Origin of the sequence: Pseudomonas sp. OG7 (genome assembly GCF_014192825.1) — a bacterium.
Lineage (GTDB): Bacteria > Pseudomonadota > Gammaproteobacteria > Pseudomonadales > Pseudomonadaceae > Aquipseudomonas > Aquipseudomonas monteilii.
The window spans coordinates 91,484-116,274 of record NZ_JACHYK010000013.1 but is presented as its reverse complement, the minus strand read 5'-3'; the positions used below and the strand labels follow the sequence as shown (position 1 = coordinate 116,274).

The 24,791-nt window shown below is 63.5% G+C and carries 28 protein-coding genes and 1 tRNA gene; 16 read left to right on the top strand and 13 right to left on the bottom strand.

Features of this window, described 5'->3' with window-relative positions:
* Nucleotides 1–43: 43 nt before the first annotated feature.
* From selA to FHW75_RS26090, 3 genes are all read left to right on the top strand, one after another.
* Nucleotides 44–1,471: an L-seryl-tRNA(Sec) selenium transferase gene (gene selA / locus FHW75_RS26100; RefSeq protein WP_025754605.1), complete on the top strand. Its 1,428-nt coding sequence runs from the start codon at nucleotides 44–46 to the stop codon at nucleotides 1,469–1,471.
* Entirely contained in the window at nucleotides 1,468–3,390 is a 1,923-nt protein-coding gene (gene selB, locus FHW75_RS26095) for a selenocysteine-specific translation elongation factor (RefSeq protein WP_084297507.1), read from the top strand. The genes selA and selB overlap by 4 nt, the downstream gene beginning before the upstream one ends.
* Before the next feature lie 6 nt (nucleotides 3,391–3,396).
* Nucleotides 3,397–3,492 (top strand) — tRNA-Sec (locus FHW75_RS26090).
* 15 nt (nucleotides 3,493–3,507) lie between these two features.
* Here the strand turns inward: FHW75_RS26090 and FHW75_RS26085 are convergent.
* Both FHW75_RS26085 and FHW75_RS26080 read right to left on the bottom strand, forming a co-directional pair.
* Nucleotides 3,508–4,506: an asparaginase gene (locus tag FHW75_RS26085; protein WP_177325295.1), complete on the bottom strand. Its 999-nt coding sequence runs from the start codon at nucleotides 4,504–4,506 to the stop codon at nucleotides 3,508–3,510.
* 63 nt (nucleotides 4,507–4,569) lie between these two features.
* Nucleotides 4,570–6,012 (bottom strand): sodium:alanine symporter family protein, encoded by a 1,443-nt coding sequence (locus FHW75_RS26080; RefSeq protein ID WP_060499558.1) that lies wholly within the window; start codon nucleotides 6,010–6,012, stop codon nucleotides 4,570–4,572.
* A gap of 178 nt (nucleotides 6,013–6,190) precedes the next feature.
* Here FHW75_RS26080 and FHW75_RS26075 point away from each other — a divergent pair, with 178 nt between their 5' ends.
* Nucleotides 6,191–7,000: a helix-turn-helix transcriptional regulator gene (locus tag FHW75_RS26075; RefSeq protein ID WP_016715339.1), complete on the top strand. Its 810-nt coding sequence runs from the start codon at nucleotides 6,191–6,193 to the stop codon at nucleotides 6,998–7,000.
* Nucleotides 7,001–7,097: 97 nt separating this feature from the next.
* Here FHW75_RS26075 and FHW75_RS26070 read toward each other — a convergent pair whose 3' ends face one another.
* Both FHW75_RS26070 and FHW75_RS26065 read right to left on the bottom strand, forming a co-directional pair.
* The gene (locus FHW75_RS26070; RefSeq protein WP_016715340.1) at nucleotides 7,098–7,883 is read right to left on the bottom strand and encodes a TSUP family transporter; all 786 of its coding nucleotides are present in this window, start codon (nucleotides 7,881–7,883) and stop codon (nucleotides 7,098–7,100) included.
* Nucleotides 7,884–7,944: 61 nt separating this feature from the next.
* Complete coding sequence (locus FHW75_RS26065; RefSeq protein ID WP_183675164.1) at nucleotides 7,945–8,346, bottom strand: hypothetical protein; 402 nt, start codon at nucleotides 8,344–8,346, stop codon at nucleotides 7,945–7,947.
* Nucleotides 8,347–8,679: 333 nt separating this feature from the next.
* Here FHW75_RS26065 and FHW75_RS26060 point away from each other — a divergent pair, with 333 nt between their 5' ends.
* Both FHW75_RS26060 and FHW75_RS26055 read left to right on the top strand, forming a co-directional pair.
* Nucleotides 8,680–9,564 carry a sugar nucleotide-binding protein gene (locus tag FHW75_RS26060; protein ID WP_019096681.1) on the top strand — a complete coding sequence of 295 codons (885 nt, stop codon included), beginning with the start codon at nucleotides 8,680–8,682 and terminating at the stop codon, nucleotides 9,562–9,564.
* Nucleotides 9,557–10,489 carry an NAD-dependent epimerase/dehydratase family protein gene (locus tag FHW75_RS26055; protein WP_016715344.1) on the top strand — a complete coding sequence of 311 codons (933 nt, stop codon included), beginning with the start codon at nucleotides 9,557–9,559 and terminating at the stop codon, nucleotides 10,487–10,489. Before FHW75_RS26060 ends, FHW75_RS26055 begins: the two co-directional genes overlap by 8 nt.
* 30 nt (nucleotides 10,490–10,519) lie before the next feature.
* On the opposite strand, the gene FHW75_RS26050 is transcribed toward FHW75_RS26055, so the two are convergent.
* Nucleotides 10,520–10,963, bottom strand: a complete 444-nt coding sequence (locus FHW75_RS26050; RefSeq protein WP_019096680.1) for a helix-turn-helix domain-containing protein — start codon at nucleotides 10,961–10,963, stop codon at nucleotides 10,520–10,522.
* Nucleotides 10,964–11,064: 101 nt separating this feature from the next.
* On the opposite strand from FHW75_RS26050, the gene FHW75_RS26045 reads away from it, so the two are divergent.
* On the top strand, nucleotides 11,065–12,258 hold the full coding sequence (locus tag FHW75_RS26045) for an MFS transporter (RefSeq protein ID WP_027615787.1): 1,194 nt from the start codon (nucleotides 11,065–11,067) through the stop codon (nucleotides 12,256–12,258).
* Here FHW75_RS26045 and FHW75_RS26040 read toward each other — a convergent pair.
* The 5 genes from FHW75_RS26040 to FHW75_RS26020 all read right to left on the bottom strand — a co-directional run bounded on the left by FHW75_RS26040 (nucleotide 12,246) and on the right by FHW75_RS26020 (nucleotide 16,166).
* Nucleotides 12,246–12,929: an OmpW family protein gene (locus FHW75_RS26040; RefSeq protein ID WP_014589498.1), complete on the bottom strand. Its 684-nt coding sequence runs from the start codon at nucleotides 12,927–12,929 to the stop codon at nucleotides 12,246–12,248. The two genes, FHW75_RS26045 and FHW75_RS26040, sit on opposite strands and share 13 nt — an antisense overlap.
* Before the next feature lie 109 nt (nucleotides 12,930–13,038).
* The gene (locus FHW75_RS26035) at nucleotides 13,039–13,551 is read right to left on the bottom strand and encodes a DUF3299 domain-containing protein (protein WP_026020315.1); all 513 of its coding nucleotides are present in this window, start codon (nucleotides 13,549–13,551) and stop codon (nucleotides 13,039–13,041) included.
* A gap of 63 nt (nucleotides 13,552–13,614) precedes the next feature.
* Nucleotides 13,615–14,880: an ABC transporter permease gene (locus FHW75_RS26030; RefSeq protein WP_027609836.1), complete on the bottom strand. Its 1,266-nt coding sequence runs from the start codon at nucleotides 14,878–14,880 to the stop codon at nucleotides 13,615–13,617.
* Entirely contained in the window at nucleotides 14,880–15,590 is a 711-nt protein-coding gene (locus tag FHW75_RS26025; protein WP_016715348.1) for an ABC transporter ATP-binding protein, read from the bottom strand. The genes FHW75_RS26030 and FHW75_RS26025 overlap by 1 nt, the downstream gene beginning before the upstream one ends.
* Nucleotides 15,591–16,166 carry a DUF2796 domain-containing protein gene (locus FHW75_RS26020; RefSeq protein ID WP_019096674.1) on the bottom strand — a complete coding sequence of 192 codons (576 nt, stop codon included), beginning with the start codon at nucleotides 16,164–16,166 and terminating at the stop codon, nucleotides 15,591–15,593.
* A 130-nt stretch (nucleotides 16,167–16,296) separates the two neighbouring features.
* On the opposite strand from FHW75_RS26020, the gene FHW75_RS26015 reads away from it, so the two are divergent.
* Nucleotides 16,297–16,641, top strand: a complete 345-nt coding sequence (locus FHW75_RS26015; RefSeq protein ID WP_016715350.1) for a hypothetical protein — start codon at nucleotides 16,297–16,299, stop codon at nucleotides 16,639–16,641.
* Between the two features lie 42 nt (nucleotides 16,642–16,683).
* Here FHW75_RS26015 and trxA read toward each other — a convergent pair whose 3' ends face one another.
* From trxA to FHW75_RS26000, 3 genes are read right to left on the bottom strand one after another with little or no spacing between them, the layout of a single operon-like run.
* Nucleotides 16,684–17,556, bottom strand: coding sequence for a thioredoxin (gene trxA, locus FHW75_RS26010; RefSeq protein ID WP_183675161.1), 873 nt, complete (start codon nucleotides 17,554–17,556; stop codon nucleotides 16,684–16,686).
* 31 nt (nucleotides 17,557–17,587) lie between these two features.
* A complete protein-coding gene (locus tag FHW75_RS26005; RefSeq protein WP_027609839.1) occupies nucleotides 17,588–18,247 on the bottom strand; it encodes a methyltransferase in 660 nt (219 codons plus the stop codon).
* Nucleotides 18,248–18,700, bottom strand: coding sequence for a YbaY family lipoprotein (locus FHW75_RS26000; RefSeq protein WP_019096521.1), 453 nt, complete (start codon nucleotides 18,698–18,700; stop codon nucleotides 18,248–18,250).
* A 106-nt stretch (nucleotides 18,701–18,806) separates the two neighbouring features.
* On the opposite strand from FHW75_RS26000, the gene nrdR reads away from it, so the two are divergent.
* The 8 genes from nrdR (at nucleotide 18,807) to FHW75_RS25960 (ending at nucleotide 24,775) form a co-directional block, all read left to right on the top strand.
* A complete protein-coding gene (gene nrdR / locus FHW75_RS25995; RefSeq protein ID WP_009685710.1) occupies nucleotides 18,807–19,271 on the top strand; it encodes a transcriptional regulator NrdR in 465 nt (154 codons plus the stop codon).
* Between the two features lie 2 nt (nucleotides 19,272–19,273).
* Entirely contained in the window at nucleotides 19,274–20,404 is a 1,131-nt protein-coding gene (ribD, locus tag FHW75_RS25990; RefSeq protein ID WP_025754616.1) for a bifunctional diaminohydroxyphosphoribosylaminopyrimidine deaminase/5-amino-6-(5-phosphoribosylamino)uracil reductase RibD, read from the top strand.
* Nucleotides 20,405–20,446: 42 nt separating this feature from the next.
* Nucleotides 20,447–21,112 carry a riboflavin synthase gene (locus FHW75_RS25985; protein WP_003255399.1) on the top strand — a complete coding sequence of 222 codons (666 nt, stop codon included), beginning with the start codon at nucleotides 20,447–20,449 and terminating at the stop codon, nucleotides 21,110–21,112.
* Between the two features lie 18 nt (nucleotides 21,113–21,130).
* The gene (gene ribBA, locus FHW75_RS25980; protein ID WP_016484697.1) at nucleotides 21,131–22,222 is read left to right on the top strand and encodes a bifunctional 3,4-dihydroxy-2-butanone-4-phosphate synthase/GTP cyclohydrolase II; all 1,092 of its coding nucleotides are present in this window, start codon (nucleotides 21,131–21,133) and stop codon (nucleotides 22,220–22,222) included.
* Between the two features lie 92 nt (nucleotides 22,223–22,314).
* Nucleotides 22,315–22,791: a 6,7-dimethyl-8-ribityllumazine synthase gene (gene ribE, locus FHW75_RS25975; RefSeq protein ID WP_003255395.1), complete on the top strand. Its 477-nt coding sequence runs from the start codon at nucleotides 22,315–22,317 to the stop codon at nucleotides 22,789–22,791.
* The gene (gene nusB, locus FHW75_RS25970; protein WP_003255393.1) at nucleotides 22,788–23,288 is read left to right on the top strand and encodes a transcription antitermination factor NusB; all 501 of its coding nucleotides are present in this window, start codon (nucleotides 22,788–22,790) and stop codon (nucleotides 23,286–23,288) included. Before ribE ends, nusB begins: the two co-directional genes overlap by 4 nt.
* Before the next feature lie 18 nt (nucleotides 23,289–23,306).
* Nucleotides 23,307–24,275 carry a thiamine-phosphate kinase gene (gene thiL / locus FHW75_RS25965; RefSeq protein WP_016715356.1) on the top strand — a complete coding sequence of 323 codons (969 nt, stop codon included), beginning with the start codon at nucleotides 23,307–23,309 and terminating at the stop codon, nucleotides 24,273–24,275.
* Nucleotides 24,272–24,775, top strand: a complete 504-nt coding sequence (locus tag FHW75_RS25960) for a phosphatidylglycerophosphatase A (protein ID WP_003255391.1) — start codon at nucleotides 24,272–24,274, stop codon at nucleotides 24,773–24,775. Before thiL ends, FHW75_RS25960 begins: the two co-directional genes overlap by 4 nt.
* Nucleotides 24,776–24,791: the final 16 nt, after the last annotated feature.

Sequence of the window (24,791 nt, the reverse complement as noted above, 5' to 3'; positions counted from 1 at the left end):
GAAGAGGCCAGTACAGACACCGGATAACCCAAGGTAGTACCGCATGTCTTCAAGCCTAGCCAGCGACACCCCACGCCTCCCATCCATCGACACCCTTCTGCGCCACCCGGCCTGCCTCCCGCTGATCGACCGTCACGGCCGCGATGCAGTGTTGGCTACCTTGCGCCAACTGCTCGACGACCTGCGTGACCCTGCCCGCAACGGTGAGCTCAGCGCCGCCGAACTGGCCGCCGAAGTGCTGCTGGGCCGTACCGGTGAACGCCTTGCCGCGCAACAGCGCAGCCAGGTCCGCCGTGTGTTCAACCTCACTGGCACCGTGCTGCACACCAACCTCGGCCGCGCCCTGCTGCCCGAAGAAGCCATCGAGGCCATGCAGACTGCCGCCCGCTATCCGCTCAACCTGGAGTTCGACCTGGCCACCGGCAAACGTGGCGACCGCGATGACCTGATCGAAGGCCTGATCCGCGAACTGACCGGCGCCGAAGCCGTCACCGTAGTCAACAACAACGCCGCTGCCGTGCTGCTGGCGCTCAATAGCCTGGGCGCACGCAAGGAGGGCATCATCTCGCGTGGTGAGCTGATCGAGATCGGCGGTGCCTTCCGCATTCCCGACATCATGGCCCGGGCCGGCGTGAAGCTGCACGAAATCGGTACCACCAACCGCACCCACGCCCGCGACTATGAGGCCGCCATCGGCCCGCGCACGGGCCTGCTGATGCGCGTGCATTGCAGCAACTACAGCATTCAGGGCTTCACCACACAGGTGCCCACTGCCGAGCTGGCGCGGATCGCCCGCCAACATGAACTGCCGCTACTCGAAGACCTCGGCAGCGGCAGCCTGCTCGACCTTACCCGCTGGGGCTTGCCCGCCGAACCTACGGTGCGTCAGGCCCTGGCTGATGGCGCCGATATCGTCACCTTCAGCGGCGACAAACTGCTGGGCGGGCCTCAGGCAGGGGTCATCGTTGGCCGCAAGGACCTGATCGCCAGGATCAAGAAAAACCCGCTCAAGCGAGCCTTGCGCGTCGACAAGATCACCCTCGCAGCCCTTGAAGCGGTGCTGGCACTGTACCGCAACCCCGACCGCCTGGCCGAACGCCTGCCCAGCCTGCGCCTGCTGACCCGCAGCCAGGCCGAGATCCAGGCTCAGGCCGAGCGCCTGTCGCCTGAACTCAAGGCGCGCCTCGGCGAGCAATGGGCCGTCAGCGTCGAACCTGCCCTGGGCATGATTGGCAGTGGCAGCCAGCCGGTGGCGCGCCTGCCCAGTGCCGCGCTGTGCCTGCGCCCGCAAGTGTCGAAGAAGCTGCGCGGGCGCAGCTTGCATGTACTGGAGCGGGCCCTGCGTGATCTGCCTGTGCCGGTGCTGGGCCGCATCGATGACGATGCCCTGTGGCTGGACCTGCGCCAACTGGATGACGAAGCCCAGTGGCTGGCCCAGTTGCCCGCCCTGCAACTGGGGGCTGTGCAGTGATCGTTGGTACCGCCGGGCACATCGACCACGGCAAGACCGCACTGCTGCAAGCGCTGACTGGCCAGGCCGGCGACCAGCGGCAGGAAGAGCGCGCCCGCGGCATGACCATCGACCTTGGCTACCGCTATGCGGCACTGAGCGAAGGCGCGCCGCTGACGGGCTTCATCGATGTGCCGGGCCACGAGCGATTTATCCACAACATGCTGGCCGGTGCCCATGGCATCGACCTGGTGCTATTGGTGGTGGCTGCTGACGACGGGGTCATGCCGCAGACGCGCGAGCACCTGGCGATCATCGAGCTGCTGGGCATTCCCCAGGCCCTGGTGGCGATCAGCAAATGCGACCGGGTCGAGCCGGCCCGGCTGGCCGATGTGCAGGCGCAAGTCAGTGAACTGCTGGCGCCAGGGCCGTATGCCGGTGCGCGGCAGTTCCCATTGTCGAGCATCAGCGGGGAAGGCGTGGACGCGCTGCGTCAAGCCCTGCTGGAGGCTGAGGCCAATGTACGGGCACGCGCTGTGCGCGGTGGTTTTCGTCTGGCCGTCGACCGCGCTTTCGCGGTTAGCGGCGCTGGCGTCGTGGTCACCGGCACGGCGCTGGCCGGGCGGGTCAGTGCCGGCGATACCTTGTTGCTGGGCAAGGCCGGCAAAGCGGTGCGCGTGCGTGGCCTGCATGCACAGAACAAGGCCTCGTTGGTGGCAGAAGCGGGCCAGCGGGTGGCGCTGAACATCGCTGCCGAGCGACTGGCATTGGAGCAGGTACACCGGGGTGACTGGCTGGTGCCTGAGTGGCTGCATGCGCCTGGCGTACGGGTGGATATCGAGCTGAGCCTGTTACCGGGAGAGACACGTACGTTCGAACATTTCAGCGCGGTGCACGTACACCTGGGGACTCAGGATGTGACGGCCCGGGTCGCCTTGCTTGAAGGTGAAAGCCTGGCGGCCGGCCAGCGCATGTTTGCCCAGTTGTTGCTCAATGCGCCGCTGCAGGCGGTGCATGGCGACCGTTTGGTGCTGCGCGACCAGCGTGCCCAGCGCACCTTGGGCGGTGGCAAGGTGCTGGACCCGTTCGCGCCAAGCCGCCAACGCCGCAGCGATGAGCGCCTGCGCCAGTTGCAGGTGCTGCGCGATACCGAAGAACTGGAGCAGGCGCTGCCGGCGCTGCTTGCCAGTGCACCGGGCGGTATCGACCCCCAGCGGCTTGAGCGGCAGTTCAATCGCCTGCGAGAAACCTGGCAGTTGCCGGAAGAAGTTTCGGTGGTGGCCACGCGGCAGGGCCAACTGCTGTTCGCCACTGCCAAGTGGCACGTGCTGAAGCAGCAGGTGATGGAGCAGTTGGCACGGTTCCACGAACAAGAGCCCGACCAGCTCGGCCCGGACCGTGATCGCCTGCGCCGTTTTGCAGCCCTGCCCCTGGAGCGACCGGCCTTCGTCAGCCTGCTGGATGAGTTGCTTGAAGACGGCAGCATCGCCAGCAGCGGGCCTTGGCTGCATTTGCCCGATCATAAGGTGCAATTGAGCGAAGCCGACAGTGAGTTGTGGGCGCGCCTGGAGCCGAGGTTGCTGGCGGGGCAATACGACCCGCCCTGGGTCAGGACGCTGGCAAGTGAAGAGAACTGCGCCGAAGCTGATGTGCGCCTGTTGTTGCGCAAGCTTGCACGGCTGGGCCTGGTGCACCAGGTGGTGCGTGACCTGTTCTACCCTGAGGTGACGCTACAGCGCATGGCAGCGCTGCTGCTGGGGCAGGCCAGTGAGACGCCGATAGTGCAGGTTGCCGCGTTTCGCGATATGTTGGGTATCGGTCGCAAGCGCAGTGTGCAGATTCTGGAATACTTCGACCGCATCGGCCTGACCCGGAGGGTGGCCGACCAGCGTCACATCCGCGCCGACAGCGCCCTGGCCCAGCAGCAGGCCAGGCACTGAGTTCAAGGAAGGCAATCGCGCCCGGTGGCGCGGCCGGGCTTCAAACCCGGTTGGGGACGGCAGCCGTTCCCGGGCAGGTTCGACTCCCGCTGCCTTCCGCCATTTTCTTTCGCCTGTTCAGGCCCGTTCCCCGCACAGGTCCAGAGCAAACCACTGCTCTGCAGCATCCACATCCAAACCCGCCCCCAACAGCGCAACCATCTTGCCCAGCGCTGCCTCACGGGTCATGCCGCCACCACTGACCAATCCGGCACCGCGCAAGCGGTTGCCCGCCGCATAGGTGTCGAACACCACCGAACCTTCAGGACACTGGCTGATAGCCGCCAGCATCACACCGCGCTGGCGCGCCGCGCTCAGTACATTCAGCAATGCCTGGTCATCCGATGGGCCGGTACCGCTGCCGTAGCATTCCAGTAGCAACCCCTGCACACCACTGTCGATCAAGCCTTGCAAGTGCCCGGCCTGCAGCCCCGGGAACACCGGCACGACCGCCAGGTTGACCGGCTTGCGCGGCTGCTTGTAGCCCAGCTCGGCAGGGATCATGTCGGCATGCTCACCATCACGATGGCGCGGCAGCGCCGCAAAGGCATCGAACGCCTCGCTGCGCAGCTTCGAGGCCCGGCAGCCATGCAGCAATTGGCCATGGAAGTAGAGCCGCACGCCATCTTCCAGGCCATGTTCGAACTGGCGCAGCGCACCACACAGGTTGGCCCACGCATCGCTGTCAGCGGCACCCGCCGGCAGCATCGAGCCGGTCAGCAGTACCGGAACCGGCAGCCCCAGCAGCAGGAACGACAATGCCGCAGCGCTGTACGCCATGCTGTCGGTGCCGTGCAGCACCAGCACGCCGTCATGGCCCGCCACATCCACCGCATCGACAATGGCATCGCGCATCGCCAGCCAGTTGTTCTGTTGCATGTTGGCGCTGTCGAGCAGCGGGTTCAGTTCCTGCAGGGTCCATTGCAGCTGGGGCGCATCGGCCATGTGCGCGAAGTGCTCGCGCATCCGTGCTTCAAAACCACCGGCTGGCGCCAGGCCTTCCGGGGTTTCGAGCATACCGATGGTGCCACCGGTATAGAGAACGAGAAGATTCTTTACGGCACGCATGGAGAACATCCGTAGCGGTGAGCGGAGAAAGAAAAGCCGCCCGCAGAAGGGGCGGCTGGGCAGGGCAGCGTATCAGCGCTGAGGCTGCGCTTGGCCGACTGTTTTGTCAGTGGCTGTTTCCGCCTGCGGATTGGCAGGCCAGGCATTGCGGTCCAGGTCCAGGTCGGCGAACTTGGTCGAATCGAACACCGGCTGCTGGATACCCGCCTTGCGCTGCTCGTCGTAGTCGCGCATCACACGCAGGCCGACCTTGAACAGCAGGGCCAGGGCCACCAGGTTGACGAAGGCCAGGCAGGTCATGGTGATGTCGGCGAAGGCGAACACGGTCGACAGGTCTTGCATCGAGCCCCAGACCACCAGTGCCAGCACCAGGCCACGGAACACCATCAGTACCACGCGGTTACGGGTGAGGAACTGCAGGCTATTCTCGCCCAGGTAGTAGTTGTAGAGGATGCAGGTGAACACGAACAGCGACAGTGCCACGCTGACGAACACACGGCCCCAGTCACCGACCACGGCGGCCAGCGAGTTCTGGGTCAGGACAATGCCGTCACCCTCGAAGCCCGGGGTATAGAAGCCCGACAGCAGGATCAGCAGCGCGGTGCAGGTGCAGATCACGAAGGTGTCGAGGAACACGCTGAAGGCCTGGACCACGCCCTGGGCGCCCGGGTGTTTCACCGCAGCCACGGCAGCGACGTTTGGCGCACTGCCAAGGCCCGCTTCGTTGGCGAACACGCCACGCTTCACGCCCATGACGATGGCGCTGCCGAGCAGGCCGCCGAAGGCTGGGTCGAGGCCGAAGGCGCTCTTGAAGATGGTTTCCAGCATGGCTGGCACGTGTTCGATCTGGGTGCCGATCACGTACAGGGTCACCCCGATGTAGGCCAGGGTCTTGACCGGTACCAGCAGGTCCGACACCGCAGCGATGCGCTTGATGCCGCCGATGAAGGTGATTGCCAGCAGCACGGCCAGGACAATACCGGTTTGGCTCGGGGCAAAGTTGAAGGCGTTCTGCAGCGAGTGGGTCACGGTGTACGACTGCAGGCCGATGAAGGCGAAGCCGTAGGTGACCAGCAGCAGGATCGAGAACACGATGGCCATGCCTTTGCGCTTCAGGCCATGCTGGATGTAGTAGGCCGGGCCGCCACGGTACAGGCCGTCACCATCGGCGCGCTTGTACACCTGGGCCAGGGTACATTCGAAGAAGCTGCTGGACATGCCCACCAATGCGGTGACCCACATCCAGAACACGGCACCTGGGCCACCCAGGGTCACGGCAATACCGACACCGGCAATGTTACCGGCGCCGACGCGGCCGGCGAGGCTCAGCATCAGGGCCTGGAAGGAGCTCAGCTGGCCTGCCTGGCCACGCAGCGATTCCTTGAACACGGCGAACATGTGGCCGAAATGGCGGAACTGAACGAATCGGGAGCGGATGGTGAAGTAGCTACCCAGCCCTACGATCAGCACGATGAGGAGTTTCCCCGAGAGGAAATCGTTGAGTACTTCGAGCATTGGAGAATGACCTCGATTCTTATTCTTCGTGTGGAAAGACCAGCGGACGGCAGGCGCACCGCTATTCGTTGGGGCGCATGGTTGGCCATGACAAGAGTGGTTACAATTTCGCGGGTTGGTCTCAGTTGGCGCGACTTGATGCTACAATGGCGTCATTCGCGTCACCTGGGTCCCGCACATGAGCGATCATTTCGCTACCAACCTCAAGCTGGCTTGCAGCCACTACCGCTCTATTTCCGAAGTTTGCCGACAGCTGTCGATCAACCGGGCACAGTTCAACAAGTACCTGAGCGGGCAGAGCCGTCCGACGGCTTACAACCTCAAGCGCATCGGTGACTTCTTCGGCGTCGAGGATTACGAACTGAATTTGCCGGCCGAGCAGTTCGCCAGGCTCATCGGCGCACGGGTGTCGACGCTGGCCGACCAGCCCAGCGACCCGATCAGCGAACTGTTCCGTCCGCTGCACGACCACGCCGGCAACCTGTCGCGTTATTGCGGTTACTACTTCGAGTATTCCAACTGCATGTCGGTGCCGGGCACCATCCTGGTGTCGCTGGTGCACCTGTGGGAGGAGCGCGGCCGCTTCCTGTTCGAGCGCCAGGAACGCCAGGAACGCTCCAGCACCACCGACCAGCACGCCGAGGTACGCTGCCGCTACCTGGGTGCTGCGTTCCAGTTGCAGGACCGGCTGTTCCTGATCGACTACGAGTCGCTCACGTACAACGAAATGAGCCAGACCATCCTCATCCCCAGCTTCAAAAGCCGCATCACCCGCCTGAATGGCCTGAAGGCTGGAGTGTCCAGCGGCGACCGACGCAACCCGGCCTGTACCCGGGTGGTGTGGGAGTATCTGGGGGAAGAGATCAATCGCATCAATGCCTATCGGCAGGTAAAACTGTACCGGCCGGATGATCCACGTATAGATGACGATGTACGTGAACGGTTGAGTGTGGGGCCATTGCGCAACAGTTTGTTTGAGATTGAATAGATGTAGCGCTTGCATTGAACCAATTGCTGGTCCGGCTATGCCGGGGCCACACAGTCGTAAAAGCGCGGGCCCCGCTCAAAATACATTCAACCATCACTCAAAATTGCCGTAACCATTCTCCAACTGCGTGCCCATCATTGAACAACAACCTCAAGGACATCAGGCAGCAGACAGTGATGAGCAATGGTCTGATCAGCCGTGGCCCAAAGTAAAGCGCACACCGTGCGCCGAGTTGGGCGCCAAGAATGGCGCAAAATGCCATTACTAAGGCTAAGGGCCATATAATTGCGCCACTGAAGGCAAAGACTGACAGGGCACCAAGGTTGCAAGATGCGTTAAGCAGTTTGCTATTGCATATTGCCTGCATCAGTTGCTGACCCAGCAGCAAGGAAAAGGCCACCATGAAGAATGAACCGGTGCCTGGACCAAAAATGCCGTCGTAAAAACCAATGATTGGGATAATCACCAGCGTAAAGCTTAAGGACGACATGCGCTGCTTACGATCCCGTGCATCAAGCTTGGGACTGAATGCAAAATAGCTTGCAACTGCAATTAGCAAGATTGGAACGGTTAATTCCAGGATGGCTTTGTCGAGCATACTGATCGACAAGGCACCTGCAACACCACCTGTGAATGACAGAATGGCCATTGGCCGGCCTACCTTCCACTGGATCATTCGCTTACGGGCGAACGCCCACACCGCTGAAACACTGGCGGATGAAGCCTGAAATTTGTTGGTAGCCATAGCAGACAATGGATCAATACCTGCAATGAAAAAGGCCGGTAACGTCAGTAAACCCCCGCCTCCTGCAATTGCATCGAAAAAGCCAGCGAGCAATGCGACTGACGCCAGCACCAAGAGTATTGAGACTTCAATTTCCATTTTGCTCCCACCTTACCCGCGTACGATCAGGGGGTCTTGTTGCAGCATCACAGGTTGGGCATCAGGCGAGTAGCCGAATAGCCGAACCAGCAACCTCCGGTTGTCCGTGGGAACTCATTTCGGCTTGATGATGTTTGGATTCATTGCGTAGCAGCCATTTACCGCCCCCTTTGAAATTACCGACTAGGCGTACTTGCATTCCGCAATTGTCAATATCGAATGCGAATGAGCGGTAGTCTACAAGGCTTAAAAGAATTTGGTTTCGTGAGGCCATGTTGATGATAACGGGGTCGTCGTTCATGGTGTCAATGTTTGCCAGGCTCTCTGGCACAGGATCGAAGAGCGGAGGCAGCATTGCAGCGAACTCCAGTGCTGCTGCTTTTCCGGAGGCAAACATTTTTAATAGGTGGAGTTGCTCAACATTTAGTGACCGTTTTATAACTTGTGCTTGGTAGCTTGACATTGCAGCAGCCCCAGCGGCATCCGGGCCTCCAATAGCGGCAGTTTGCTGAATGTTAGGCGAAGAACCTCAGGTGTTGCCTTGGTGTTTACCCCTGTCATTGTTATTTTCCTTGTCTGTAGGGAAAGGTGAAACTTTTTGTTAGAACGCTGAGCATTTAGCCACATATTTTTTACTGATGATGTAGGGCTGCCCCTCTCTGGCTTGTAGGGAAACTCTATGGTCGTGGTAGGAATCGTCCGTGATGCTGCTGTCAGCCTCAGGGTTGGACTTCCCCGCCCGGAAACCGCAAAATGACCCCTTTCCTTTATCAACCTCTCCGGATCTGCTGACTCTATGCGTATGCGCCTAATGCTGTTGGGTGGTGGCAATGCCCTCGGGCAAGCGCTGATTCGTCTTGGGGCCGAGGAGGACATCGCATTCCTGGCGCCGCGCCCGCCCGAAAACGGCTGGACGCCGGCCAGCCTCACCCAGTTGCTCGACGATCACCGCCCCGACGCCGTGGTCAACCTGGCCTATTACTTCGACTGGTTCCAGGCCGAGTCGGTCAGCGAACAGCGCCTGGCTCAACAGGAGCGGGCAGTAGAGCGGCTCGCAGAGCTGTGCCAGCACCACCAGATCACCCTGGTACAGCCTTCCAGCTACCGCGTGTTCGACGGTTCGCGGGCCACGGCCTACAGCGAAAAGGACGAGCCAGTGCCGCTGGGCCTGCGTGGCCAGGCGTTGTGGCGCATCGAACAGAGCGTGCGTGCGGCCTGCCCGCAGCATGTGCTACTGCGCTTTGGCTGGTTGCTCGACGAAAGCATCGACGGGTCGCTGGGCCGCTTCCTGACCCGTGCCGAGCAACCGCAAGAGCTGCTGCTGGCCGATGACCGGCGTGGTAACCCGACACCTGTCGACGATGCTGCGCGGGTGATCCTGTCGGTGCTCAAGCAGCTCGATTGCAGTGCGCCGCTGTGGGGCACCTACCATTACGCCGGCAACGAGGCGACCACGCCGCTGGCGCTAGGCCAGGCGATCCTTGCCGAAGCGGGCCAGTACCGCCAGCTCGCGGTTCAGGCGCCAACGCCGCAGGCTCATGCCGCACGGCCGGATGCCAGCGAAGAGCCGCAGCACGCGGTACTGGCCTGCAAGAAAATCCTTCATACCTTCGGCATCAAGCCGCGTGCCTGGCGCGCCGGCCTGCCGCCTCTACTGGACCGGTTCTACCGCCATGGCTGACGCCCCCATCCTGATCACCGGCGGTGCCGGCTTCATTGGCTCCCACCTGTGCGATGCGTTGTTGGACAAAGGCTACGCCGTACGCATTCTCGATGACTTTTCCACTGGCCGGCGCAGTAACCTGCAGGTCGACCACCCACGGCTGGAGCTGATCGAAGGCGATGTTGCCGATGCCGGGTTGGTCACCCAGGCCGCAGCCGGCTGCAGTGCCGTGGTGCACCTGGCGGCAGTGGCCTCGGTGCAGGCCTCGGTCGAAGACCCGGTGCGCACACACCAGAGCAATTTCATCGGCACCCTTAACGTGTGCGAAGCGATGCGCGTGCATGGCCTGCGCCGGGTGCTGTTTGCTTCAAGTGCAGCGGTGTACGGCAACAATGGCGAGGGCGAGTCGATTGCCGAAGACACGCCCAAGGCGCCGCTGACCCCCTACGCCGTGGACAAACTGGCCAGTGAGCAATACCTGGACTTCTACCGTCGTCAGCATGGCCTGGAGCCGGTGGTGTTCCGCTTCTTCAATATCTTCGGGCCACGCCAGGACCCGTCTTCGCCGTATTCCGGGGTAATCAGCATCTTCTGCGAGCGCGCGGTGCAGGGCTTGCCGATCACCGTCTTCGGTGATGGCGAACAGACCCGCGACTTTCTTTACGTGGGTGACCTGGTGCAGGTGATGGTGCAGGCGCTGGAACAGCCGCAGGTGGAGGAGGGCGCGGTGAACATCGGCCTCAACCAGGCCACTTCGCTGAACCAGTTGCTGGCGGCGCTGGAGAAGGTGGTGGGGAGCTTGCCGGCGATTAGCTATGTGGCGGCGCGTTCGGGTGACATTCGCCATTCGCGGGCGGATAACCAGCGCTTGCTGGCGCGGTTCGATTTCCCGCAGGCGACGCCAATGGTTGAAGGGCTGGCGCGGCTTCTGGGTAAAAGCTGAAAACGCTGGGGCCGCTAAGCGGCCCCAGAATCATCCATGCCGCACCACTCGGCGCAGGCAATCTTCGGCCTTCAGTACCCGCCCGTCCAAAGCTCGTACCTGCAAGTTCTCGATAGCTTGCCCTTTGACAGCATCGACCAGCTCCGAACGCACCTCACCCGCTTCAAACAAAAACCGCTCCCCCCACTGCCTCAGGCCCACCACCACAGGAAACACCGAGCGCCCTTTCTCGGTCAGCACATATTCCTTGTAGGCACTGCCATCCGAAGCGGGCTGCGTCATCAGCAACCCACTTTCCACCAGCAGCTTGAGCCGTGAGGCGAGGATGTTCTTCGCCAGCCCCAGGTTCTTCTGAAATTCGCTGAAACGCCGCAGGCCATCGAAGGCATCGCGCAGGATCATCAGTGCCCAGCGGTCACCCAGTACCTCCAGGGCACGGGCTACCGGGCATTGCGCATTGTTTTCATCGAGCATGTTGCAGGCCTGTCCTGAATGTCTGGTTGCAGATTAAAACCACTTTTGCTAAATAGCCATAAGTGGTTTCAATTCGAAACTACATTGTTGAGGCCATCCCGATGACACGCTGGATAACCCTGCTGCTTGCCATCACCAGCGCCATGGCGGTGGCGACGGTGTACTTCGCCCAACCTTTGCTCGAATCGATGGCCGCCGAACTGGGTGTGGCACAGCAGCAGATTGGCTGGGTAGTGGGTGCAACCCAGGCGGGCTATGCCCTGGGGCTGTTGCTGATTGTGCCGCTTGGGGACCTGATCGACCGCAAACGCCTGTTGCTCGGCCAGTTGCTATTCTCGGCCTTGGCGCTGGTCGGCGTCGGCATGGCGGCAAACTGGGCTATGCTGCTGCTGGCACTGGCCATCACCGGGCTGATGGCCGTGATGGTGCAGGTGATGGTGGCGCATGCCGCCAGCCTGGCCTCGCCTGGTGAGCAAGGGCAAGCGGTAGGCACCGTCACGAGCGGCGTGGTGCTGGGCATTCTGTTGGCGCGCCTGGTGGCGGGTGGGGTGGCTGACCTGGCCGGCTGGCGCAGTGTTTATCTAGTGGCCGCAGTGCTGTTGCTGATACTGGCGTTGGTGCTGTGGTGCTGTTTGCCAAGCGGGCAGCCGTTGGTGCAGCGTCCCGGTTACCGGGCGCTGATCGTGTCCCAATTCCGCTTGTTTCGGCACGACAGGCTGTTGCGCCAGCGCGGTGTGTTCGGCGTATTGATCTTCGCCGCGTTCAGCGTGCTGTGGAGCGCCATGGTCATGCCTCTCAGCGCTGCGCCATTGGCGTTGAGCCATACCGAGATTGGCCTGTTCGGTCTGGCAGGCGTGGCGGGTACGTTGGCGGCAGCGCGCGCTGGACGCTTGGCCGACCTGGGGCTGGGAGCGCGCACCACCGGGCTGGCGCTGGCGTTGCTGACGCTGTCGTGGTTGCCCACCGCCTTTGTCGGGCAGTCGCTGATGGTCTTCGTGCTAGGTGTGTTGATGCTGGACTTCGCCGTGCAGGCAGTGCATGTCACCAACCAGAGCGTGTTGCTGGCAGGGCGTGGTGCGATGGCTAGCCGATTGATTGGTGCTTATATGTGCTGCTACTCGGTCGGTAGCGGCTTGGGTGCGGTGCTGGCGAGCGGCGTGTATGCCCGATGGGGGTGGCCTGCGGTGTGTGGGCTTGGCATGGCCATCAGTGCGGTCGCGCTGGGGTACTGGCTGTGGCTGCAACGAGAAAGGGCGGCCGAAGCCGCCCTGCCGTGTTCCGGTCAGAACTTGTAGCCAAGGCCGACCATGTACACCCACGGGTCGACGTCTACGTCGACCTTGGTCTTGCTGTAGCCCAGTGCGGTCGGGCCGTTGACGCTGGCCTTGGTGTCGATGTCGACATACCAGACCGAGGCGTTGACCAGCAGGTTGTCGGTGAGCATGTAGTCCATGCCCAGCTGGCCGGCAATACCGACCGAGTCTTGCAGCTTGAGGTTGCTGAAGCCTTGTTGCTTGCGTGCGCTGCTCAAGTCTTCGTCAAAGAACAGGGTGTAGTTGATGCCCACGCCGGCGTACGGCTGGAAGCGCGAGTTCGGCTCCATTGGGTAGTACTGCAGCGACAGGGTCGGTGGCAGTTGCTTGATGTCTGCCAGCTTGCCGTCCAGCCCGCCGCCCAGGCCTTTTACGCCCACGGTGTGCTTGAACGGGGTGGCTGCCAGCAGCTCCAGGCCGATGTGGTCGGTGAGCATGTAGGCAAAGGTCAGGCCCAGCTGGGTATCGCTGTCCAGGGTCGCCTTGGTGCCCGACACCTTGTTGCCGTCGAACTTCAGGTCGCCGCTGCTCTCGTTCGGGGCAGTGGTAATGGCGCCTGCGCGCAAAATCATGTCCCCTGCCTGGTAGGCGTGGGCGGCAGGGGCGGCGAGCGCAAGGGCCACAAGCGAGGCGCCGAGCAAGGACTTGTTCATGGAAGCTCCCAAAGGACGTTATTAATCGAGTAGTCCAATGGTACGGAGCTGGTTAAACAGAAAGTTTGACCCAGCTCAAAGAAGCGTCTTCATGAATTCGAAACAGTTCTCATCTCAGCTCATATGCGTAGATTTTCTCGGCCTCCATCTGGTAACCGGCATCGGCCAGTTCGCTGCTGGAGGCTCTAACCTGCATCTTTCCCTCGATCCAGTAGGGCTGGTAGAGGTCTTCGATGCGCACGCCCATTTCGCTGAAAATATGCACGATCTGGTTAGACGGTGGTGGGGGCACATGGATGCACGCGCCGTAGTAAGGCACCAGCAGGAATTCGGTGGTGCGGCCTTCCTCGCTGACCTCCAGGGGCACGATGTAGCCGGGCAACTTGATCTGCTGGCCATCAAGGCTTTTTACCACCGGCGCGTCGGGGGCCTGCTGGCGCGCGGGTGGGGCGGATTCGGCAGACAGGGCGTTGCTGAGCTGTGACATGTCATGCAACGGCGCCAATTGCGGCGGGATGACCGGGGCGCCTTCGGGGATCAGGGCGGGCCAGTCCAGCTCTTTGGGCTCGGCGGCCCATAGAGGCATCGCTACCAGCAACAACAGGGTCAGCAGCATGTGCATTGCCGGCCTTTTCGCGGGCTTGCCCGCGAAGACGGCAGTGAGGTTTCTGATCATTACAGGCTCTTAAAGATGAATGGACAGGCCGTCGGCCAGCGACTGCCTGTAGGCCCGCCAAGCTGGCACGCTCCCCATCAGCAACGCCGCCCCCAGGATGATAGCCAGCAGCGTCCACTCATGGGCACTCGGTAGGGCCAGCGGCAAATACAACCCATAGTTGGCCTGCACATACCCCTGTGCCACGGCGATACCCGCATACAGCAAGCCCAGTCCGGCCACGATCCCGACCGCCGCCAGTGACAGTGCCTCCAGCACCAGCAGCCCCGCGATATGCCACGGCCTGGCCCCGACCGAACGCAAGATTGCCATTTCTCGCCGGCGCTCGTTGAGGCTGGTGAGAATGGCCGTGAGCATGCCGATCAGGCCGGTCAGCACCACGAACAGCGACACCACGAACAACGCCTGTTCCGCCGTGCCCATCAGGCTCCACAACTCTTGCAGGGCCACCCCAGGCAGGATCGCCAGCAGCGGCTCGCTGCGATATTCGTTGATTTCCCGCTGTAGGCTGAACGTCGCGATCTTGTTGTTCAGGCCCAGCATGAACGCGGTTATGGCGGCAGGTTGCAGGTCCATCGTGCGTGCCTGCTCTGCACTGATGCGCCCGGCGCCACGGGCCGGTACGCCGTTGTGCCAGTCGATATGGATGGCTTCCATGCCGCCCAGGCTGATATGCAGTGTGCGGTCGACCGGTGTGCCGGTGCGCTTGAGCACGCCAACCACGGTGAACGGCTTGTCGTCATGCTTGACCAGGCTGATCGCTGCCACGCCATGGGCCAGCACCAGCTTGTCGCCCAGCTTGTAGTGCAATGCCTCGGCGACTTCGGCACCAAGTACCACCTCGAACGGGTCGCTGGCGAACTCACGCCCCTGGCTCAATTCCAGGTGCTGACGGCGGCCGTATTGGTAATGCTCGAAGTAATCCGTCGTGGTGCCCATCACCCTGTAGCCGCGATGCGAGTCGCCCAGCGAGATAGGGATCGCCCACTTCACCCGCGGGTCCTGCGCATAGTGCTGGAAGCTGTCCCAGCGGATGTTGTTGGTCGCGTTGCCAATGCGGAATACCGAATACAGCAGCAGGTTCACCGAGCCGGAGCGGGCGCCGACAATCAGGTCGGTACCGCTGATGGTGCTGGCGAAGCTGGCGCGGGCCTCGGTGCGAACGCGCTCCACGGCCAGCAGCAGGCACACCGACAGGGCGATGGCAAACGCGGTGAGGAAGGCGGTGAAACGGCGGTTGGCCAGGCTGGCCAAGGCAAGGCGGAGCAGGTACATCAGGCCTCCCGGGGCTTGGCGGCGCGGTTGAGGTCGGCCAGGGAAAGGTGGCGGTCGAACAGTGGCGCCAGGCTCTGGTCGTGGCTGACGAACAGCAGGCTGGCACCGGCGGCGCGGCATTCTTCGAACAGCAGGCGGATGAACGCTTCACGGGTATCGGCGTCCAGCGCCGAGGTCGGTTCGTCGGCGATCACCAACTCGGGCTGGCCGATCAGTGCGCGGGCGGCGGCCACCCGTTGCTGCTGGCCGATCGACAGGCTGTCGGCGCGGCGGGCGAGCAGGCCGGAGTCATCCAGCCCCAGGTGGGCCAGCAGCGTGCTGGCTGCCTGGTCGACACTGCCATGGCGCTGCTCGGCGCGGGCCTTGCGGCTGCTTGAGAAGCGGCAGGGCAGTTCGACGTTTTCGCGTACCGACAGGAACGGCAGCAGGTTGAACTGCTGGAAGATATAACCCGTGTGGTCGACGCGGAAGCGGTCACGCGCCCCTTGGCCCAGGCTGCCAAGGTCCTGGCCAAGCAACTGGATGCGGCCCTGAGCCGGTACGTTCACGCCGCCCAGCAGGCCCAGCAAGGTGGTCTTGCCACTGCCGCTGGGGCCCTTGAGGAACAGGGCTTCACCCGTGTCCAGGTGGAAGGCCGGAATATCCAGCAGCGGCGGCTGACCTGGCCAGGCGTATACCAGGTCGTGCAGTTCGATCAGCGACTGGCTCATTCAGAAAGCGACCGCTGCCTTGGCCGGCGTGGCTTCCACACCTTTCTGGCCATTCGGGCCGATCAGTTGCACGTTGATCTTCTGGGTGGCCGGGAAGGCCTTGAACAGCGGCGCGAGGTCCACTTGCGCCAGTTTGTCGGGGTTGGCGCAGGTCAGCTGGTAGTGGGCGCCGATGTCGCTGTGCTGGTGGCCGTGCTCATGTTCGTCGCCATCTTCGTCGGCTTTCGGGGCGTCACCGAACAGCGGGCTTTCCAGTTCTCGCTGATCCTCTTTGCAGCCAGCGGCAGCAGAAAGGCCGAACAGCTTCAGGGGTTGTTCGAGCTGCTGGCGCACGGCGGCGACCTTGGCCTTGTCGGCGTCGCTGTTGGCGGCATGTTCGAAGCCGACCAGGTTCATTGCCGGGCTGTCCAGTTCCAGCTCCAGGGTATTGCCATCGAGCACGGCGTTGAGCTTGGCGACGCCATGCTCGTGGGCGCCGAGGGTGCCATGGGCGTGGTCGTGATCATGGTCATCGTGGGCATGGGCCACGGCCAGTGGCAGCAAGGCGAAGGGCAGGGCAAGCAGCAGGCGACGCATGGACGGCTCCGGGGCGGGCTGAAGGAATGAGTTATGTTATAACAACTTTTCTGCGCGCCGCCAGCCTGCGTGGCACAGGTTTCATGTTGCGGTAGCATGGGTGCATTGACCTGGGTTCAAGGAATGCATCATGAGAATTCGTGGACAGATTGGTAACTGGCCGGTGGACCTGACCATCGAGTTGGCGCCTGAGGAGTGGGCGCAGTTGGGGCGGCAGGTTGAGGTGCCAGTGGTGGCGCAGGCCGCAGCAACGCAAACCGTGGCGGCATCGAGACAGGATGATGGGCAATGGACTGCCGCACGTGAGGTGTTGCGCCTGGCGGGGCAGATGAGCGGGCCGGAATTGTTGGACAGGCTGGAGGGACTGGCGGGGAGTGCGGCGGCGGGCAAGCGGCTGCTGGTGCGCTTGCGGCACAGCAGTGAAGTGAAAGTGGAAAGTGGCGTGGATGCGCCGGTTTATCACTGGGTGGGGTAAAAGGGTCAGAATTTTGGGGCCGCAAAGCGGCCCCCGGCATTCTCAGAACATCGCCGCCGACAGCTTGCGGCGATACACGCCAACCAGCGGGTGATCGCCGCCGAGCAACTCGAACACCTGCAGCAACGCCTTCTGCGGCAGCCCGTTCTCATAGCCACGGTTACGCTGGAACAGCTTCAGCAACCCCTCCAGTGCCGCCTCATACTGCTGACGCGCCAGCTGCTGAATGCTCAGCTGGTAAGCCGCTTCGTCATCCTGTGGGTTCTGTGCCAGGCGGCTTTTCAGGTCCGCCACTTCTGGCAGGCTGGCTGCCTGGCGCAGGAAGGTCAGCTGGGCCTTGGCACCGGCCAGTGCAGCCTTGTGCTCATCAGTCTTGACCGCATCCAGCACCACTTGGGCCTCGCCCAGTTCACCACGCTCGGCCAGGCAGCGGGCGTACAGGATCAGCGCCTCGGCATTGCTGTTGTCCTCACCCAGCAGCGCCTGCAACAGCGCTTCGGCTTCGGTAAAGCGGCTTTCGGCGAACAGCGCCTTGGCCTGTTCCAGTGGCGAAGCTGCAGGTGCGGCAGGCATCTGCACATGCGGTTCGAGCATGGCGCGAATCGCCGATTCCGGCTGGGCACCGGCAAAGCCGTCAACCGGCTGGCCGTCCTTGAACAGCACCACGGTCGGCAGGCTGCGGATGCCGAACTGGGCAACCACCTGTTGCTCCACGTCGCAGTTGATCTTGGCCAGCAGCAACTCGCCCTGGTAACCCTCGGCGATCTTGGCCAGCAATGGCATCAGCGCCTTGCACGGCGCACACCACTCGGCCCAGAAGTCCACCAGCACCGGCTTGTGGAAGGAGTTCTCGATCACCAGTTGCTGGAAGGTGGCATCTGTAGCGTCGAAAATGTAAGGCGTGTCTTGGGTCATCGCGACTCTCGCAAACTCGTGTATGGCACCACTATAAGGTGTCGCGGCTGGCGTGGTACAGGCTGACCCTGCGGAATTCGTGTGGCTCGGCCAGGTCTGGCAGGGTCAGCGCTTCGAGCACGCCCAACTGCTGGTACAGCGGGTGGCTGAAGTCGCGTACCCGCGAGTCGGCCACCAACGCCTGGCGGCCGCGACAGAGGAAGGCATCCAGCAGCGGCAGGTTGGCGCGGTCGTACAACACATCGGCAACCAGAATCAGGTCGAAACGGTCGTCTTCGGCAAAGAAGTCGCTGCTGTAGTTCAGCTCAACCCCGTTCAGCGCGGCATTGGCGCGGCAGGCATCGAGGGCCAGCGGGTCGAGGTCGCAGGCCACCACTTCCCGCGCACCCGCGCGTGCGGCGGCAATGCCGGCGATTCCGGAGCCGGCGCCAAAGTCCAGCACGCGCTTGCCTGCCACCCATTCAGGGCGTTCGGCCAGGTAGCGGGCCATGGCCAGGCCGCTGGCCCAGCAAAAGCTCCAGTAGGGCGGCTCTTCAAGAATGCGCCGGGTTTCTTCGCTGCTGAAGGCGCGGTCCATGTTCTGGTGGTCGATCAGCCACAGATTCAGGTCGCAGCCGGGCAGCTCGCTGACCACCAGGCGCGCTTCGCCGATCAGGCCACTGAGGGCCTGTTGCAGGGCCAGCGGAGCCACTTACGGCGCCTTCTCGAAACGTAGCGGGCCGGTGGCCTGGGTCTGGGCTTGGGTAATGCGCACCGGTGGCAGGTGCATGATCAGCTGGCCGGAGCTGCTGGCCCGGCCACGCAGCTCGACCCGCGCACCGGCCGGGAAGGCCTCGGGGTTGAAGCGCAGGTGGTAGGGCAGGGCCTGGCCGGTACCGGTCAGGTTGCTGCTGGCCAGCAGGCGTTGCGGGCGGTCGCGTTCGTCGATGACCAGCAAGGCAAGCTCCACGTCGGCACCGGCCGGGATTTCCAGCAAGGTGCCACTCAGTTCGCGCTGGTAGGCCGGCAACGGGCCGAGTACTTCGGCCTGTTTGGCCGCGCGGGCTGGCGTGGGCGCCGCAGGTGTATCGGTTTTGGGCCTGTCGCTGCCGCAAGCGGCGAGCAGGGCGGCGCAGCACAGCACGACGAGCGCTCGGTAGTGCATGGGGTAGTCCTTCGCGGGCAGAATTCCCATGGATGTTAACCCCTTTGGCTTGTCTTGCCAGTGCAATGCGCTACCATGGCCCTCCCTTTTTTTGTTGCCTGCCACCATGCACTGTCCCTTTTGCGGTGCCAACGACACCAAGGTCATCGACTCTCGCCTCGTCGCCGAGGGCGAGCAGGTGCGCCGCCGCCGCGAATGCGTGGCCTGTGGCGAGCGTTTCACCACCTTCGAAACCGCCGAGCTGGTGCTGCCCCGGCTGATCAAGCAGGACGGCACACGCCAGCCCTTCGACGAAGACAAGCTGCGTGCCGGCATGCAACGGGCCCTGGAGAAGCGCCCGGTCAGCGTCGAGCGCCTGGAAGCAGCCCTGGCGCACATCAAGAGCCGGCTGCGCGCCACTGGCGAGCGCGAAGTTAAATCGCTGGTGGTGGGTGAAATGGTCATGGCCGAGCTGCGCAAGCTCGACGAAGTGGCCTATATCCGCTTTGCCTCGGTGTACCGGCGCTTCCAGGACCTGGACGAGTTCCGCGAAGAAATCGACCGCCTGGCCCGTGAGCCAGCTAAAGAGTGAACATGCCCAGCCAAGCCGCCATCCTTGACGCCCACTATATGGCCCGCGCGCTGGAGCTGGCGCGCAAAGGCCTGTACACCACCCACCCGAACCCGCGTGTAGGCTGCGTGATCGTGCGCGACGGCGAAGTGGTCGGCGAAGGCTGGCACGTGCGCGCCGGCGAGCCGCATGCCGAAGTGCATGCCCTGCGCCAGGCGGGTGAGCGTGCCCGCGGTGCCTGCGCCTACGTCACCCTGGAGCCGTGCAGCCACCATGGCCGCACGCCGCCCTGTGCCGAAGCGCTGGTCAAGGCCGGTGTGGCGCGGGTGGTGGCCGCCATGCAGGACCCTAACCCGCAAGTGGCGGGGCAAGGCCTGCGGCGTTTGGCGGAGGCGGGAATCGAAGTGGCCAGCGGCGTGCTCGAAGCCGATGCCCGCGCACTCAACCCGGGCTTTCTCAAACGCATGGAACATGGCCTGCCGTTCGTGCGCGCCAAACTGGCCATGAGCCTGGATGGCCGCACCGCCATGGCCAGTGGCGAAAGCCAGTGGATCACCGGCTCGGCTGCCCGCTCTGCGGTGCAGCGCCTGCGCGCCCGTTCCAGCGTGGTGCTGACCAGCGCTGCCAGTGTGCTGGCCGACAACGCCCGCATGACCGTGCGCGGTGACGAGCTGGGCCTCGACCCCGAAACCACCGCCCTGGCGCTCAGCCGCCCACCGCTGCGCGTGCTGGTCGATGGCCGCCTGCGCTTGCCACTGGATGCACCGTTCTTCCAGGCCGGCCCGGTGCTGGTGGTGACGGCTGTCGCAGATGACCCGCGCTATGCCGCTGCCGGCCACGAGTTGCTCAGCCTGCCGGGTGACAATGGCCAGGTCGATCTGCCTGCGCTGCTGCAAGCCCTGGCGGCCCGTGGCGTCAACGAAATCCTGCTGGAAGCCGGTGCGGGCCTGGTGGGTGCTTTTGCCCGGCAAGGCCTGGTCGACGAGTTCCAGCTGTTCGTCGCCGGCACTTTCCTCGGCTCCAACGCCCGCCCGTTGCTGGACTGGCCGCTGGACAAGATGAGCGAAGCACCGCGGCTGAAAATTACCGAAATGCGCGCAGTGGGCGATGACTGGCGGGTCACGGCCATCCCCCTGCCGGCGCCCGGCGTATAATGCCGGGCTTGCCCCGTGCAAACCGTTTTTGAGGAAGACCCCATGTTCACCGGCATCATCGAATCCATCGGCACCATTCGCAGCCTCACCCCCAAGGGTGGCGACGTGCGCGTCTACGTCGAAACCGGCAAGCTCGACCTGGGTGACGTCAAGCTCGGCGACAGCATCGCCGTCAACGGTGTGTGCCTGACCGCTGTCGAACTGCCGGGTGACGGCTTCTGGGCCGACGTCAGCGTCGAAACCCTCAAGCGCACCGCGTTCATCGACCTCAAGAGTGGCAGCAAGGTCAACCTGGAAAAGGCCCTGACCCCCACCACCCGCCTGGGCGGGCACCTGGTCAGCGGCCACGTCGACGGGGTTGGTGAAATCATCTCGCGCAGCGATAACGCCCGCGCCATCCAGTTCCGCGTGCGTGCACCCAAGGAACTGGCCAAGTACATCGCCCACAAGGGTTCGATCACCGTCGACGGCACCAGCCTGACGGTCAATGAGGTCAATGGCGCCGAGTTCGAGCTGACCATTGTCCCGCACACCCTGTCCGAAACCATCATGGCCGACTACCGCGCAGGGCGTCGGGTAAACCTTGAGGTCGACCTGCTGGCCCGTTACCTGGAGCGCTTGCTGCTGGGTGACAAGGCCGCTGAACCGAGCAAGGGCAGTGGCATTACCGAAAGCTTCCTGGCCGCCAACGGCTTCTTGAAATCCTGATTGAGAAGGGGGTGCCGCGTGGCGCTCAACAGCATCGAAGAACTGGTCGAAGACATCCGCCAGGGCAAAATGGTCATCCTCATGGATGACGAAGACCGCGAAAACGAAGGCGACATCATCATGGCAGCCGAGTGCTGCCTGCCCGAGCACATCAACTTCATGGCCAAGCACGCCCGTGGCCTGATCTGCATGCCGATGACCCGCGAGCGTTGCGAAACGCTGAAGCTGCCGCTGATGGCGCCGCGCAACGGCTCGGGCTTCGGCACCAAGTTCACCGTGTCGATCGAAGCCGCCGAAGGCGTCACCACCGGCATTTCCGCCGCTGACCGCGCCCGCACCGTGCAGGCTGCCGCCGCCAAGGATGCCAAGGCCGAAGACATTGTCAGCCCAGGCCACATCTTCCCGTTGATGGCCCAGCCTGGCGGTACCCTGGCCCGCGCCGGCCACACCGAAGCCGCCTGCGACCTGGCGCGCATGGCCGGTTTCGAGCCAAGCGGCGTCATCTGCGAAGTGATGAACGACGACGGCACCATGTCGCGCCGCGCGGAACTGGAAGTTTTCGCCGCCGAGCACGGCCTGAAGATCGGCACCATCGCCGACCTCATTCACTACCGCATGATCCACGAACGCACTGTGCAGCGCGTCTCCGAGCAGCCGGTGGAAAGCGAGCTGGGTGAGTTCAACCTGGTCACCTACCGCGACGCGGTGGAAGGCGACGTGCACATGGCCCTGACCCTGGGCAAGATCTGCGCTGAAGAGCCGACCCTGGTGCGCGTGCACAACATGGACCCGCTGCGCGACCTGCTGCTGGTCAAGCAACCGGGCCGCTGGAGCCTGCGTGCGGCCATGGCTGCCGTGGCCGAGGCCGGCAGCGGCGTGGTGCTGCTGCTGGGCCACCCGCTGGACGGCGACGTGCTGCTGGCGCACATCCGCGAAAGCGCGGGCGATGCGCCGGCCAAGGCACCGACCACCTACAGCACCGTGGGTGCCGGTTCGCAGATCCTGCGGGACCTCGGTGTGCGCAAGATGCGCCTGATGAGTTCGCCGATGAAGTTCAATGCGATATCCGGATTCGATCTGGAAGTTGTAGAATACGTGCCCTCCGAGTGACTTGAGGCGGCAGTGACGCCCTCCAGCTCGAGTCCATACCCCTGTCGAGGCCGCCAGCATGCGGCCTCGCTCTTGAAGATGAGAATATCGGAATGACCCTGAAGACCATCGAAGGTACCTTCATCGCCCCCAAAGGTCGCTATGCTTTGGTGGTTGGCCGCTTCAACAGCTTCGTCGTCGAAAGCCTGGTAAGCGGTGCCGTTGATGCCCTGGTACGCCACGGTGTCAGCGAAAGCGACATCACCATCATCCGTGCCCCGGGTGCATTCGAAATCCCGCTAGTGGCACAGAAGGTCGCCCAGCAAGGCGCCTACGACGCGATCATTGCCCTGGGCGCCGTGATCCGTGGTGGTACCCCGCACTTCGAATACGTGGCGGGCGAATGCACCAAGGGCCTGGCCCAGGTGTCCATGGAGTTCGGTGTTCCGGTGGCCTTCGGCGTACTGACCGTCGACTCCATCGAGCAAGCCATCGAGCGTTCCGGCACCAAGGCCGGCAACAAAGGTGCTGAAGCTGCCCTGTCCGCTCTGGAAATGGTCAGCCTGCTGGCGCAGTTGGAGGCCAAGTGATTAGCGACGAAAGCGATCGTTTCAACCCGCGCGATCCAAAACCTGCGGATGCCGGCAAGCCCTCGAAGAGCGCCAAGCGCCGCGAAGCCCGCAAGCTCGCGACCCAGGCCCTCTACCAGTGGCACATGGCCCAGCATTCGCTGAACGAGATCGAAGCGCAGTTCCGGGTGGATAACGATTTCACCGATGTCGACGGTGCCTATTTCCGCGAGATCCTGCATGGGGTCCCGGCAATCAAGGGCGAAATCGACAAGGCGCTGGTGCCTTGCATGACCATCGCACTGGAAGAGCTCGACCCGGTCGAACTGGCCGTGCTGCGTCTGTCCACCTGGGAACTGATCAAGCGCGTCGATGTGCCTTATCGCGTTGTGATCAACGAAGGTGTCGAGCTGGCCAAGGTTTTCGGTGCCACCGATGGCCACAAGTTCGTCAACGGCGTGCTGGACAAGCTCGCTCCGGCCCTGCGTGAAGCAGAAGTCAAGGCGAACAAGCGCTGATTCCGGCGCTGCCTGCCCATGGGTGAGTTCGAGCTGATCAACCATTACTTCGCCGCCGCGCCCTGTGCGCAGGGCGGCGAGGGCGTGGCACTGGGGATCGGTGACGACTGCGCCCTGCTGCAGCTTCCCCCAGGCGAGCAACTGGCGGTGTCGACCGATACCCTGGTCGCCGGGGTGCACTTTCCTGCGGTCTGCGATCCGCTTCTGCTGGGCCAGCGCTCGTTGGCCGTGGCGGCCAGTGACCTGGCGGCCATGGGCGCGACCGCAATCGGCTTCACCCTCGCCCTGACCCTGCCGGATGTTGGCCCAGACTGGCTGGCCGCCTATGCGGACGGCCTAAGCCGCATGGCCCATCGCTGCCGCATGAGCCTGATCGGAGGGGATACCACCCGGGGGCCGCTGAGCATCACCGTTACCGTGTTCGGCCGCGTGCCGGCTGGCCAGGCGTTGCGCCGCAGCGGTGCACGGCCAGGCGACTTGCTGTGCGTCGGCGGTGTGCTGGGCAAGGCCGCCGGTGCATTGCCGCTGGTGCTGGGTGAGCGCGAGGCACCCGCCGAGCTGGCTGAGCCGCTGCTTGCCCATTACTGGTCGCCGATGCCGCAGCTCACCCTGGGCACGCTCCTGCGCGGCCAGGCTACCGCTGCCCTGGACATCTCCGATGGCCTGCTCGCAGATTGTGGGCATATCGCCAAGGCGTCCGGCGTGGCGCTGGAGGTGAACCTGGCCCAGGTGCCAGTGTCTCCTGCTGTAGAGGCGTTCCTCGGCCGCGAGGCGGCAGTGCAGGCTGCGCTTGCGGGTGGCGACGATTACGTGCTGGCCTTCACGCTGCCACCTGAGGCGCTGCCGCCCTTGGCCAACCTCGGTTTCGTCGAGGTGCACACCATTGGCCGCGTGCTCGAAGGGCAGGGCGTAACCTTGCGCGACGCGCAGGGCCGGGACATTACCCCCGTTCAGCGGGGCTATCAACACTTTAGGGAGACACCGTGACCGATCACCCCAACCAGGTGCCTGCGGAGTTCGTTCCGCCTTCGGTCTGGCGCAACCCGTGGCACTTCATCGCTTTCGGCTTCGGGTCCGGCACCTTGCCCAAGGCCCCGGGCACCTGGGGTTCGCTGGTGGCCATACCGTTCATCCCGTTGTGGCAGATGCTACCCGACTGGGGGTACTGGCTGCTGCTCGGCGTGAGCATGCTGTTTGGCTTCTGGTTGTGCGGCAAAGTCGCCAATGACTTGCGCGTACACGACCATGAAGGCATTGTCTGGGATGAGATTGTCGGCATGTGGATCACCCTCTGGCTGGTGCCGGAAGGTTGGCAGTGGCTGCTGGCAGGGTTCCTGATGTTCCGCTTCTTCGACATCCTCAAGCCGTGGCCGATCCGCTGGATCGACCGTCATGTGCACGGGGGCGTCGGCATCATGCTCGACGATATCCTGGCCGGCGTGTTCGCGTGGCTGGGCATGCAGGTTCTGGTGTGGGCGGTTGCCTGAAACAGGGAGCGCATGA

Coding starts and splice junctions, on each gene's coding strand:
- FHW75_RS26025 (WP_016715348.1), bottom strand. CDS start 15,590: ATGAGCCAGTCGCTGATCGAACTGCACGACCTGGTATACGCCTGGCCA.
- FHW75_RS26000 (WP_019096521.1), bottom strand. CDS start 18,700: ATGCACTACCGAGCGCTCGTCGTGCTGTGCTGCGCCGCCCTGCTCGCC.
- FHW75_RS26065 (WP_183675164.1), bottom strand. CDS start 8,346: ATGTCAAGCTACCAAGCACAAGTTATAAAACGGTCACTAAATGTTGAG.
- trxA (WP_183675161.1), bottom strand. CDS start 17,556: ATGACCCAAGACACGCCTTACATTTTCGACGCTACAGATGCCACCTTC.
- FHW75_RS26070 (WP_016715340.1), bottom strand. CDS start 7,883: ATGGAAATTGAAGTCTCAATACTCTTGGTGCTGGCGTCAGTCGCATTG.
- FHW75_RS26035 (WP_026020315.1), bottom strand. CDS start 13,551: ATGCACATGCTGCTGACCCTGTTGTTGCTGGTAGCGATGCCTCTATGG.
- ribD (WP_025754616.1), top strand. CDS start 19,274: ATGCCCAGCCAAGCCGCCATCCTTGACGCCCACTATATGGCCCGCGCG.
- selA (WP_025754605.1), top strand. CDS start 44: ATGTCTTCAAGCCTAGCCAGCGACACCCCACGCCTCCCATCCATCGAC.
- FHW75_RS26055 (WP_016715344.1), top strand. CDS start 9,557: ATGGCTGACGCCCCCATCCTGATCACCGGCGGTGCCGGCTTCATTGGC.
- nrdR (WP_009685710.1), top strand. CDS start 18,807: ATGCACTGTCCCTTTTGCGGTGCCAACGACACCAAGGTCATCGACTCT.
- FHW75_RS26060 (WP_019096681.1), top strand. CDS start 8,680: ATGCGTATGCGCCTAATGCTGTTGGGTGGTGGCAATGCCCTCGGGCAA.
- FHW75_RS26075 (WP_016715339.1), top strand. CDS start 6,191: ATGAGCGATCATTTCGCTACCAACCTCAAGCTGGCTTGCAGCCACTAC.
- FHW75_RS26020 (WP_019096674.1), bottom strand. CDS start 16,166: ATGCGTCGCCTGCTGCTTGCCCTGCCCTTCGCCTTGCTGCCACTGGCC.
- FHW75_RS26045 (WP_027615787.1), top strand. CDS start 11,065: ATGACACGCTGGATAACCCTGCTGCTTGCCATCACCAGCGCCATGGCG.
- ribE (WP_003255395.1), top strand. CDS start 22,315: ATGACCCTGAAGACCATCGAAGGTACCTTCATCGCCCCCAAAGGTCGC.
- FHW75_RS26085 (WP_177325295.1), bottom strand. CDS start 4,506: ATGTTCTCCATGCGTGCCGTAAAGAATCTTCTCGTTCTCTATACCGGT.
- FHW75_RS25985 (WP_003255399.1), top strand. CDS start 20,447: ATGTTCACCGGCATCATCGAATCCATCGGCACCATTCGCAGCCTCACC.
- FHW75_RS26080 (WP_060499558.1), bottom strand. CDS start 6,012: ATGCTCGAAGTACTCAACGATTTCCTCTCGGGGAAACTCCTCATCGTG.
- FHW75_RS26040 (WP_014589498.1), bottom strand. CDS start 12,929: ATGAACAAGTCCTTGCTCGGCGCCTCGCTTGTGGCCCTTGCGCTCGCC.
- FHW75_RS26030 (WP_027609836.1), bottom strand. CDS start 14,880: ATGTACCTGCTCCGCCTTGCCTTGGCCAGCCTGGCCAACCGCCGTTTC.
- thiL (WP_016715356.1), top strand. CDS start 23,307: ATGGGTGAGTTCGAGCTGATCAACCATTACTTCGCCGCCGCGCCCTGT.
- FHW75_RS26015 (WP_016715350.1), top strand. CDS start 16,297: ATGAGAATTCGTGGACAGATTGGTAACTGGCCGGTGGACCTGACCATC.
- FHW75_RS26050 (WP_019096680.1), bottom strand. CDS start 10,963: ATGCTCGATGAAAACAATGCGCAATGCCCGGTAGCCCGTGCCCTGGAG.